Source organism: Brevundimonas sp. CURTG3B2_SDJG (assembly GCF_057364705.1).
The window spans coordinates 1-10,605 of record NZ_JBNFOJ010000089.1; the positions used below are offsets into that span (position 1 = coordinate 1).

The 10,605-nt window shown below is 70.1% G+C and carries 10 protein-coding genes and 3 pseudogenes; 7 read left to right on the top strand and 6 right to left on the bottom strand.

Translation table 11 applies throughout. The features are described from left to right. The coding region (locus tag AC2W7C_RS07815) for an MFS transporter (protein WP_486000935.1) at positions 1-1,117 on the bottom strand (1,117 nt) is incomplete at its 3' end. A gap of 69 nt (positions 1,118-1,186) precedes the next feature. Between AC2W7C_RS07815 and AC2W7C_RS07820 the strand changes: the two genes are divergently transcribed. Then, positions 1,187-2,257, top strand: coding sequence for an AraC family transcriptional regulator (locus AC2W7C_RS07820; protein ID WP_486000936.1), 1,071 nt, complete (start codon positions 1,187-1,189; stop codon positions 2,255-2,257). Here the strand turns inward: AC2W7C_RS07820 and AC2W7C_RS07825 are convergent. Together AC2W7C_RS07825 and AC2W7C_RS07830 are read right to left on the bottom strand one after the other, a co-directional pair. Then, positions 2,173-3,038: pseudogene (locus AC2W7C_RS07825) on the bottom strand (NAD(P)-dependent oxidoreductase). The gene AC2W7C_RS07820 and the pseudogene AC2W7C_RS07825 overlap by 85 nt on opposite strands. Next, positions 3,035-3,538, bottom strand: coding sequence for a flavin reductase family protein (locus tag AC2W7C_RS07830; RefSeq protein WP_486000937.1), 504 nt, complete (start codon positions 3,536-3,538; stop codon positions 3,035-3,037). The pseudogene AC2W7C_RS07825 and the gene AC2W7C_RS07830 overlap by 4 nt, the downstream one beginning before the upstream one ends. A gap of 155 nt (positions 3,539-3,693) precedes the next feature. Here AC2W7C_RS07830 and AC2W7C_RS07835 point away from each other — a divergent pair. Together AC2W7C_RS07835 and AC2W7C_RS07840 are read left to right on the top strand one after the other, a co-directional pair. Further along, positions 3,694-4,589: pseudogene (locus AC2W7C_RS07835) on the top strand (flagellar motor protein MotB). A 136-nt stretch (positions 4,590-4,725) separates the two neighbouring features. Continuing rightward, positions 4,726-5,460, top strand: a complete 735-nt coding sequence (locus AC2W7C_RS07840) for an arginyltransferase (protein ID WP_486000938.1) — start codon at positions 4,726-4,728, stop codon at positions 5,458-5,460. Positions 5,461-5,813: 353 nt separating this feature from the next. Here AC2W7C_RS07840 and AC2W7C_RS07845 read toward each other — a convergent pair whose 3' ends face one another. The 3 genes from AC2W7C_RS07845 to parC form a co-directional block, all read right to left on the bottom strand. Beyond that, the gene (locus AC2W7C_RS07845) at positions 5,814-6,842 is read right to left on the bottom strand and encodes a M48 family metallopeptidase (protein WP_486000939.1); all 1,029 of its coding nucleotides are present in this window, start codon (positions 6,840-6,842) and stop codon (positions 5,814-5,816) included. Between the two features lie 20 nt (positions 6,843-6,862). Next, positions 6,863-7,432, bottom strand: a complete 570-nt coding sequence (locus tag AC2W7C_RS07850; RefSeq protein ID WP_486000940.1) for a LemA family protein — start codon at positions 7,430-7,432, stop codon at positions 6,863-6,865. A gap of 88 nt (positions 7,433-7,520) precedes the next feature. Continuing rightward, entirely contained in the window at positions 7,521-9,722 is a 2,202-nt protein-coding gene (gene parC / locus AC2W7C_RS07855) for a DNA topoisomerase IV subunit A (RefSeq protein WP_486000941.1), read from the bottom strand. 155 nt (positions 9,723-9,877) lie between these two features. On the opposite strand from parC, the gene AC2W7C_RS07860 reads away from it, so the two are divergent. The 4 genes and pseudogenes from AC2W7C_RS07860 to AC2W7C_RS07875 form a co-directional block, all read left to right on the top strand. Then, a complete protein-coding gene (locus AC2W7C_RS07860) occupies positions 9,878-10,003 on the top strand; it encodes a hypothetical protein (protein ID WP_486000943.1) in 126 nt (41 codons plus the stop codon). Between the two features lie 47 nt (positions 10,004-10,050). Further along, a complete protein-coding gene (locus AC2W7C_RS07865) occupies positions 10,051-10,254 on the top strand; it encodes a hypothetical protein (RefSeq protein WP_486000942.1) in 204 nt (67 codons plus the stop codon). Then, positions 10,203-10,346 (top strand): annotated as a pseudogene (locus AC2W7C_RS07870) (nitronate monooxygenase); the annotation flags it as partial. The gene AC2W7C_RS07865 and the pseudogene AC2W7C_RS07870, both read left to right, overlap by 52 nt. 142 nt (positions 10,347-10,488) lie before the next feature. Then, positions 10,489-10,605, top strand: a 117-nt coding sequence (locus AC2W7C_RS07875) for a nitronate monooxygenase (protein WP_486000944.1), incomplete at its 3' end; no start/stop codon positions are given.

Genomic DNA, 10,605 nt, shown 5'->3' on the forward strand with positions numbered 1-10,605 from the left:
CGACCAGCAGACCGCCCAGGACGGCGCCGCTGGCGATAGCGACCTGGAAGGCCGCGACCAGCAGCCCGCCGGCGCCTTCGGCCTGATCCGGCGCCGCCCGCACGATCCAGGTCTGGAAGCCCACCGGCAAGGCCCCGAAAGCGAAGCCCCAGACGGCGACCGCGACCGCCGCGACGGCGCCCGATTGGCCCAGAACGACCAGCGTGCCGGCCATGGCCGAGATCAGCAGGGCGCCCAGGCCGACGGCGGCCTTCAGGCTGTGTTCGACCACGAACGCCCCGGCGAAGTTCCCGAAGAAGCCGCCCACGCCGTAGGCCAGCAGCACCAGGGAGATGGCGGCGACATCCAGGCCCGGCCCCTGCTCCAGGAACGGCCGGACGTAGGTGAAGCCCGCGAAATGGCCCGAGACGATCAGCAGGACGGCGGCGAGGCCCAGGCGGACCGCCGGCCGGGTCAGCAGTTCGGCCAGGGTCCGCAGGCTGGACGCGCCGAGCGGCGGCAACCGCGGGATGGTGAACATCTGGGCCGCGAGCGCGACCAGGCCCAGTCCGCCGGCGATCAGGAAGGCGGCGCGCCATCCCCAGACCTCGCCGACCCAGGCGCCGACGGGCGCGGCGCAGACGGTGGCGAACGAGACGCCCGTCAGGATGATGGACATCGCCCGGGGCAACAGGCTCATCGGGACCAGCCGCATGGCCAGCGCGGCCGACATCGACCAGAAGCCGCCCAGCGCCACGCCCAGCAGCACCCGCGCGACCAGGAGGCTGGCCAGGCCGTTGGCGGCGGCCGACAGCAGGCACGACACGATCAGCAGCAACGACAGACCCCAAAGGACAAGGCGCCGGTCCAGGCGGCCCGTCAGAATGCCCATGGTCGGCGCCGTGATCGCGCCGACGACGGCCGTGGCGGTGACCGCCTGCCCCGCCGTTCCGACCGAGATGCCCAGGTCGGCGGCGATCGGGGTCAGCAGGCTCGCCGGCAAGAACTCGGCCGTCACCAGGCCGAACACCCCCAGCGCGATGGAGACCACGCCCAGCCAGAGCGGGTCGCTGCGTTCATCCCCAACGCTTGGTGGAGCATCGGCTTCGGTTGAAATGGCGGGGGCGAGTTCTGACATGCGGGTCTCCTGACAGGTCCCGGCCAGTTGGGAGGGACGGCGTGGAGTTTCCATGCTAGGAAACCCATAATGCATGACCGTTCGTCCAAACCTTCCCTGCCCGCGAGCGATCCGCTGACCGACATGCTGCGCGGCCTCAGGCTGGACGGCGTGGAGTACGGCCGGTGCGAGATGACGGGGCCGTGGGCGATCGCCTTTCCGGCTCAGGAGGCGGCCCGCTTCCACTTCATCGGCGTCTGCGGATGCTGGATGAGGGTGCGCGACGGCGAATGGACGCGGCTGGGCGCGGGCGACGCCGTCTTCCTGCCGCGCGGCGCCGAGCATGTGCTGGCCAGCGCCCCGGACGTGCCGCCCCTGCCCGTCTCGGCCTATGAGGTCACGCCGATCTGCGGCAGCGTCTACGATGTCCAGGGCGGCGGGGGTCAGGGCCCCTGCACCCTGATGTTCTGCGGCAGCATGCATTTCAACGTCGACGGCCTGCACCCGCTGCTCCGGATGATGCCCGAGGTGATGTGGGCCCATGACCTGACGGCCGACGAACCCGGCATCCCGCACCTGCTGGACGCCATGGTGCGCGAGGTCGGCTCGACCCGCGTCGGCGGCGGCGGGATCCTGGCGCGGCTGGCCGACGTGCTGGCCGCCAGCCTCATCCGCTCCTGGGTCGAGCGCGGCTGCGGCGACGCCACCGGATGGATCGCGGCGGTGCGCAGCCCGGATGTCGGCCGGGTGCTGGCGGCGATCCACCTGGACCCGGGACGGGATTGGACCGTGCCCGGGCTGGCGCGGATGATGGGCGTCTCGCGCTCGGGCTTCGCGGAGCGGTTCGCCGCCGTCGTCGGCGAGACCCCGGCCCGCTACGTGGCCCAGGTCCGCATGCACCAGGCACGGCTGTGGCTGGTGCGCGACCGGCTGAAGATCTCCGTCGTGGCCCGGCGGATGGGCTATGAGTCCGACGCCGCCTTCAGCCGGGCCTTCAAACGGATCATCGGGACGGCGCCGGGGCCAGCTGCGGGTCGCGACCGGTTCGCGCAACGGCCTGAGTCTAGGCCGCCGCCCTATCCGCGCCGGCGGTCCTGCAGCCGGGCCGCCAGGCTGGAGGTGTCCCAGCGCGCGCCGCCCATGGCCTGGACCTCGGAGTAGAACTGGTCGACCAGGGCGGTCAGGGCCAGATGACCGCCGTTGGCGCGGGCCTCGTCCAGCACCAGGCCCAGGTCCTTGCGCATCCAGTCCACCGCGAAGCCGAACTGGAACTCGCCGCGGGCCATCGTCTTCCAGCGGTTGTCCATCTGCCAGGATTGGGCGGCGCCCTTGGACACGGCCTCGTAAACCGCGTCAGTGTCCAGGCCCGAGGCCTGGGCGAAGTGGACGGCCTCGGCCAGGCCCTGAACGACGCCGGCGATGCAGATCTGGTTGACCATCTTGGTCAGCTGGCCGGCGCCCGAGGGCCCCATGTGCTTGATCGCCTTCGAATAGGCCATGAGCGCCGGCTCGACGCGGGCCAGGGCGCCGGCGTCGCCGCCGGCCATGACGCTGAGCTGGCCGTTCTCGGCCCCGCCTGGCCGCCCGAGACGGGGGCGTCGATGAAGAAAACCCCCTGCCCTTCGGCCAGCGCGGCCATCTCGCGCGCGACGCGGGCCGAGGTGGTGGTGTGATCCACGATCACCGCGCTCGGGGCCAGGTGCGGCAGGGCTTCCGCCACGACCTGGCGGACGTCGTCGTCGTTCCCGACGCAGAGCACGAACAGTTCGGCGCCGTGCGCCGCCTCCGCGACCGTGGCGGCGAAGGTTCCGCCGGTGGTCTCGGCCCACGTCCGCGCCTTGTCCGGCGAACGGTTGTAGCCCGCGACGCCATGGCCGGCCTCGACCAGGTGACGCGCCATCGGCCCGCCCATGACGCCCAGGCCCGCGAAACCAATCTTCATGCTTCAGGCTCCGCCGCGACGCCGTAGCGGCCGCGGTAGTAGGTCAGGGCCGCGCCGGGCCGGGTCTCGAACGCCCGGACGGCGCCGACGATGGTCAGGTGGTCGCCCATGACGATCCGGTCGTGCGCATCGCAGACCAGGCGGGTCAGCGCGTTCCTCAGCCGGGGCGGCTCGGGGCTGGAGCTGTCGAAGTCGTCCGGCGACAAGGTGCTGACGCCCCAGGCGAACCGGTCCGACATCCGCTGGTCCTCGACCGGCAGCATGTGGACGGCGAAGCGGTCGGCGGCGGCGAAGGCGTCGTGGCGCCAGGACTTCTGGTCCAGGCACCACAGGATCAGCGGCGGCCTGAGCGAGACCGAGGTGAAGGAGTTGACCGTGATGCCCAGCGGCCCGGCCTCGGTGTGGGCGGTGACCACGCAGACGCCCGTGGCGAAGCCGCCCAGCGCCCGCCGGTAGGCGGTGCTGTCGAAGGCGTCATCGGTCGGAAGGTCGAGGGGCACAGCCCGACCTAGGCGGCGCGGGCGCGAAGGGCAAGCGCCGGGCGGTTCAGCGGCGGCACCAAGGGCCGCGCAGATCAACATGGCAAACCGCTTCTTAACGTCCGTGGCCGATCCTAAGGCTAACGAAGAGCGTCAGGGGCCCCGCGCCGATGTCCATGAGCGATCGTCCGATCGTCATCAAGAAGATCAAGAAGGCTGGCGGGCACGGCCATCACGGCGGCGCTTGGAAGGTGGCCTATGCGGACTTCGTGACCGCCATGATGGCCTTCTTCCTGCTGATGTGGCTGATCAACACCACGGATCCGGAGCAGAAGCGCGGCATCGCCGAGTATTTCGCGCCGGCCAGCGTGTCGCAGACGACCTCGGGGTCGGGCGGAATCCTGGGCGGGACGTCGCTGGGCGACGACGGGGCCAAGGGCGACGGATCGATGTCGGTGATCACCCAGCTGGCCCCGGAGGCCCCGCCGGACGCGCCGCAGGAGGCCGGCCAGAGCTCCAACCTGGCCGCCGCCAGCGAGGAGGAGCTGCGCGAGGAGATCGCCCGGCGCGAGGCCGCCGACTTCGCCTCGGCGGCGGAATCGCTGCGCCAGGCGATGCAGTCCATGCCGGAGCTGGCCGAGCTGTCCAAGCAGCTCATCATCGATCAGACGCCCGAGGGCCTGCGCATCCAGCTGGTCGACCAGGAAGGCCGCTCGATGTTCGAGCAGAACTCGTCGCGGCCCAATCCGCGCGCCCAGCTGCTGCTGCGGGCGATCGCCGCGTCATCACCCAGCTGCCAACCGGATCTCGGTCACCGGCCACACCTCGGCCGCCCCCGGCGCGAACCGGGCGACGGGGCCCAACGACTGGACGCTGTCCTCGGCCCGCGCCAACGCCTCCCGCCTGGTGCTGCAGGCCGCGGGGCGTGGATCCGGACCGCGTCTACCAAGGTCTCGGGCAAGGCGGGTCGGACCCGCTCTATCCCGACGACCCGACACTGGCGGGCAACCGCCGGATCGCCATCGTGCTGCTGCGCGAGGCGCCGGTCCTGCCCACGGACACCAGCCTGTGACCGTCCGCCCCGCACGGCCCTTCGCGCGGGCGTGTGGGGCCGACGGGCTTGCCCCGCGCCGCGACGCAGGGCCAGATAGGGCCATGGGCGCGCGGATCGTCATACTGTCGGCGAAATCGGGGGCGGAACTGACGCCGTGACCCAGTTCGTCCCCCAGCGCCAGCTCCGCTTCTACATGACGTCGGTGGCGCCCTGCCCCTACCTGCCGGGCCAGACCGAGCGGAAGGTGTTCGCCAACCTGCCGTTCAGCGACGGGGCCCACGTCAACGACGAGCTGACCCAGGCCGGTTTCCGGCGCAGCCAGAACATCGCCTATCGTCCGGCCTGCGAGACCTGCGACGCCTGCGTCTCGGTGCGGATTCCGACCGGCGAGTTCGGCTTCTCGCGCTCCCAGCGGCGGGTGCTGCGGCTGAACGACGACCTGTCCCGCGACCTGGTCGAGGCCGAGGCGACGACCGAGCAGTTCGACCTCCTGCGGCGCTATCTGTCGGCCCGTCACCCGGGCGGCGGCATGACGGGGATGGGCTGGCTGGACTATGTCGCCATGGTCGAGGACACGGCGGTGCGGACCCATCTGATCGAGTATCGCATGCCCTCGGCCGACGGCGGCCCCGGCGACCTGGTCGGCGTCTGCCTGACCGACCTGCTCTCCGATGGTCTGTCGATGGTCTACAGCTTCTTCGACCCGGCGCTGGAGCCGCGCAGCCCCGGCCGGTTCGCCATCCTGGACCATGTCCGCCAGGCCCAGGCCGTGGGCCTGCCCTTCGTCTACCTGGGCTACTGGGTCCGGGGATCGCAGAAGATGGACTACAAGGCCGCCTTCCGACCGATGGAGCAGCTGACCCGGCTGGGCTGGGAGCGGCTGGACTGAGGCGAAATGTGCACTCGGAAAAAATCGAGTGCACATCGTGCACATTTCCCAGGAGCGGTTGAAAGATTTCAATGGCTTGGTTCGGGCTTGGGATGTGCACAGTGCACAAATTGCGCCGCTCGATTGTCAAAGACCGGTGAGGACGGCTGCGCCCGCCGCTCCCTCCCCGTCATTCCGGGGCGCTCGTCAGAGCGAACCCGGAACCCAGGCGTTCAAGCGCGAGCTTTACACCAGCGTCGAAGCCCTGGGTTCCGGGGCCAGTTCCGGCTGCGCCGAACCTGGCCCCGGAATGACGGGAGAAGCATCCTAGCGGATAGCTACGTCAGAATCGGTCGCAGCCGCCGGCGGACGCGTCAGATGGGGTCGGTGAACGGCACGGAGCTGGCGTAGGCCGGCGCCGCCTGGCCCGACCACGGGCCCGGATCGCGGCCGCCGGCGAACTTCACCAGGGCGTCGATGCGCTTCTGGATCGGCGGGTGGCTGGCGAACAGCTGCTCCAGGCCGTTTCCGTCGGCCTGATTGTCCAGGAACATCTGCTGCACCTCGTCGGGGGCGTTGACGCCGGAACGGCCTTCGATCTTGCGCAGCGCCGAGATCATGGCGTCGGGGTTCTTGGTCAGGTCCACGGCGCCGGCGTCGGCGACGAACTCCCGTGTCCGCGACAGCATCATGCGGATGACGAGGGACAGCGAGAAGCCGATCACCGCGAAGGCGACGCCGATCAGGATCAGCGGCATGGCGTTCTTGTTGTCCCGCCGCCCGCCGCCCCGGGCGTAGAACAGGCCCCGGAAGACCATCTCGGCGATGACGCTGATGACGCCCGCAAAGATGGACGCGATCACCATGGTGCGCACGTCCTTGGCCATGATGTGCGTCAGTTCGTGGGCCAGCACGGCCTCGAGCTCGGCCTTGTCGAGGACGGTCATCAGGCCGCGCGTGACGGTGACGCTGTAGCGCCCCTCGTGCAGGCCCGAGGCGTAGGCGTTCAGGGCGTCGCTCTCGATGATGCGCAGGGTCGGCGTACGCAGGCCGCGAGAGATCGCGAGGTTTTCCAGAAGGTTGTAGAGCTCAGGTTCAGACCGTCTCTCAACCTTCCGCGCGCCCGTCAGGGCGTCGATCATGGCCTGGCTGCCGAAGTATGAGATGGCGAACCAGATGGCGGCGACGACGAAGGCCGCCGGCACGGTCCAGCCCAGCCAGGAGGCGGCCAGGGCCATGTCCTCGCCCAGCCCCCTCCCCGTCCCCGGCAGGAAGCCGAGGCCCATCAGGATCAGCTGCGCCCCGTACAGCATCAGGGCCACCAGCACCGGGAAGGTGGCCAGCAGCACGATCGACCGGGTGTTGTTGGCCCAGATGTGCGTCTGGAGCCCGACGGCGCCCATGGCTCAGGTCCGGTCCGCGATCAGAATTTCACCTGCGGCGGGGCGGCGTTCATCGCGGCCCGGTCCGCCTCGCCGACGTCGAAGAAGGGCTTGTCCGAACCGAAGCCGAACAGGCCCGCGAACAGGACGGTCGGGAACTGGCGGCGGACGGCGTTGAACTCGCTTACGGCGCTGTTGAAGAAGCGGCGGGCGGCCGCGAGCTTGTTCTCGATGTCCGAGAGCTCGGCCGACAGCTGCTGGAAGTTGGTGTTGGCCTTCAGGTCCGGATAGGCCTCGGCGACGGCGAACAGGCGGCCGAGCGCGCCGGTCAGCATGTTCTCGGCCTGGACCTTGTCGTTGACCGAGCTCGCGCCGGCGGCGGCGGCCCGGGCGGCGGTGACGGCGTCCAGGGTGCCCCGCTCGTGGGTGGCGTAGCCCTTCACCGTCTCGACCAGATTGGGGATCAGGTCCTGGCGCTGCTTCAGCTGCACATCGATGTCGGCGAACGACTGGTCAGCGCGCTGATCCAGCGCCACCAGCTTGTTGTACCCGCCCACCACGACGAACAGCAGGACGACGACGATGACGCCGATGACGATCCAGGTGATCATTTCAGTCTCCAACCCGGCCGGTCTCCGACCGCCTTCGATTATCGCGCGATACGGCCACGCCGGATAATGAAATCGGCGTCACCGTCCGTCAGCGGAACTTCCGAAGCCCCCGCGGCCCCTGGCGGCCGGCCTGGGCGCGCTTGCCCAGCCAGTCCTTCCAGTCCGGCCAGTTGCGCCGCCGTCCGCCGCCGTCGGCCCATTCCGGGCCCTGTTCGGCGTTGAAGACCGCGACGTCGGCCAGGCCGCCCTGCTTGAAGGTCTGCAGCTTCACCCCCTTGCCCCGGCCCATCTCGGGCAGTTCGGCGATCGGGAAGATCAGCGCCTTGATGTTCTCGCCGACGGTCGCGACGTGGTCTCCGGCCACGCGAAGGGCCGCCAGCATCTCGCCGTTCAGCACCTGCTTGCCGCCCCGCTTCTGGGCCAGCAGGTCGTCCTCTGGAGCGACGAAGCCGTAGCCGGCCTTCGACGCGATCAGCAGCTTGCCGCCCGGCTGATGGGCCAGCAGGTTGACGATGCCGGCCTTCTCGTCGAGCTCGATCATCAGCCGCAGCGGCTCGCCGTGGCCGCGGCCCGAGGCCAGCTTGTCGGCGCCGATGGTGAAGATCCGGCCGTCCGAGGCGGCGACCAGCAGCTTGTCGGTCGTATGGGCCGGGACCAGGAAGGCCAGGCTGTCGCCCTCCTTGAACTTCAGCTCCGACGGGTCCTCGACCTTGCCTTTGGCCGCCCGGATCCAGCCGCGTTCCGACAGGATGACGGTGATGGCCTCGCGCGGGATGAAGGCTTCGACCGGCGCGAAGGCCGAGGTGTCGACGGCTTCGGCGATAGTGGTGCGGCGGGGCGAGATCAGGGCCTTGCGGACGTCGGCCAGGCCGACGGCGATCAGCTTGGACTGACGCGCCGGCGACGCGATCATCGCGCGCAGGCCCGCAAGTTCTTCCTGCAGTTCCTTGTATTCGTTCTCGATCGCCATTTCCTCGATCCGCGCCAGCTGACGCAGGCGGGTGTCCAGGATGTAGTCGGCCTGAAGCTCGCTGAGGCCGAAGCGGGCGATCAGGACGGCCTTGGGCTGCTCCTCCTCGCGGACGATGCGGATCACCTCGTCCAGGTTCAGGAAGACGATGCGCAGGCCTTCCAGCAGGTGCAGCCGCTTCTCGACCCGCTCGACCCGCCAGTGCCCCCGCCGGATCAGGACCTCGCGACGGTGATCCAGGAAGGCCTGCAGGCAGGCCTTCAGGCCCAGGACGCGCGGCGTGCCGGTGGCGTCCAGGACGTTCATGTTGACCGGGAAGCGGACCTCCAGATCGGAAAGCTTGAACAGGCTTTCCATAAGGACTTCAGGCTCCACCGTCCGGGACTTCGGCTCCAGGATCAGGCGGATGTCCTCGGCCGACTCGTCGCGGACGTCGGCGAGAAGCGGGGCCTTCTTGTTCTCGATCAGGTCGGCGAGGTCGGCGATCAGCTTGGACTTCTGGACCTGGTAGGGCATTTCGGTGACGACGATGCGCCAGACGCCGCGGCCCAGGTCCTCGGTCTCCCATCGCGCCCTCAGGCGCACCCCGCCCCGGCCGGTCTCATAGGCGTCCAGGATCGAGGCGTGGCCTTCGACGGCGACGCCGCCGGTCGGGAAGTCGGGGCCGGGCACGATCTGCGCCAGCTCCTCGGTCGTGGCGTCGGGACGCTCCAGCAGCAGCTGGCAGGCGTCGATCAGCTCGCCGGCGTTGTGCGGCGGGATCGAGGTGGCCATGCCGACCGCGATGCCCGACGAACCGTTGGCCAGCAGATTGGGGAAGCCGGCGGGCAGGACGACCGGTTCCTCGTCCTGATCGTCGTAGGTCGGGCGGAAATCGACCGCGTTCTGGTCGATGCCCTCCATCAGCAGCACCGCGGCCGGCGTCAGCTTGCACTCGGTGTAGCGCATGGCCGCGGCGTTATCGCCGTCGATGTTGCCGAAATTGCCCTGGCCGTCGACCAGCGGATAGCGCTGCGAGAAGTCCTGGGCCAGGCGGACCAGGGCGTCGTAGATCGAGGCGTCGCCGTGCGGGTGATAGCCGCCCATGACCTCGCCGACGACCTTGGCGCATTTGCGCGCGGCCGCCTGCGGGTTCAGGCGCATCTGGTGCATGGCGTACATGATCCGCCGGTGCACCGGCTTGAAGCCGTCGCGCACGTCGGGAAGCGCCCGGTTGGTGATGGTCGAGAGCGCGTAGGCCAGATAGCGGCGCGACAGCGCCTCGCCCATCGGCTCGTCGACGATGCGGCCGCCTTCCGGCGGCGGGGAGTGGATGGTCATGAGGTCCGAATCGGCAATCTGAACCCGGAAGTCTAGCGCACCCGCGGGCTGGCGGCGTGGACAGGGCGGCCTATCTGGGGATGGACCGGAGCTTCGCCATGCAGACAGCCCTGACCCGCCGCCTGAAGCTAGATCATCCGATCATCCAGGCGCCGATGGCGGGAACCTCCACGCCCGAACTGGCGGCGGCAGTGTCGAACGCCGGAGGACTAGGGTCGACGCCGTCGGCGCGATCGCGGCGGAGGCGGCGCGAAGCCAGATCCGGGCGACCCGGGCGCTGACCGACCGGCCCTTCAACGTCAACGCCTTCTGCCACGCGCCCGCGCCGTTGGACGAAGCGCGCAACCGGGCCTGGATCGAGGCCCTGCGCCCGCTGTTCGCCGGCTTCGGGGCCGAGCCGCCGACGACGCTGCGCGAAATCTATGCGAGCTTCCTGGTCGACGACGCCATGCTGGCCGTCCTGGTCGAGGAACGGCGGCCGTGGTCAGCTTTCACTTCGGCCTGCCGGACGCCCGGCGGATCGCGACCCTGAAGGCGGCAGGCGCGGTGCTGCTGGCCACGGCCACCTCGCCGGACGAAGGCCGGGCGGCCCAGGCCGCGGGGATCGATATGGTGGTGGCGCAAGGGGTCGAGGCCGGCGGGCATCGCGGCGTCTTCGACCCGGCCGACGATCTTCGGTTCGCGACCCTGCCGCTGACCCGGATGCTGGTTCGCGACCTGGACCATCCCGGTGATCGCCGCCGGCGGGATCATGGATGGAGCCGGGATGGCCGCCGCCCTGGCGCTGGGCGCGGCGGGCACGCAACTGGGCACGGCCTTCATCGGCTGCCCGGAAAGCGCGGCGGACTCCGCCTACCGCCGCGCGCTGCTGGGGCCCCGAGGC

Coding starts and splice junctions, on each gene's coding strand:
- AC2W7C_RS07860 (WP_486000943.1), top strand. CDS start 9,878: ATGGCGGGAACCTCCACGCCCGAACTGGCGGCGGCAGTGTCGAACGCC.
- AC2W7C_RS07820 (WP_486000936.1), top strand. CDS start 1,187: ATGCATGACCGTTCGTCCAAACCTTCCCTGCCCGCGAGCGATCCGCTG.
- parC (WP_486000941.1), bottom strand. CDS start 9,722: ATGACCATCCACTCCCCGCCGCCGGAAGGCGGCCGCATCGTCGACGAG.
- AC2W7C_RS07850 (WP_486000940.1), bottom strand. CDS start 7,432: ATGATCACCTGGATCGTCATCGGCGTCATCGTCGTCGTCCTGCTGTTC.
- AC2W7C_RS07845 (WP_486000939.1), bottom strand. CDS start 6,842: ATGGGCGCCGTCGGGCTCCAGACGCACATCTGGGCCAACAACACCCGG.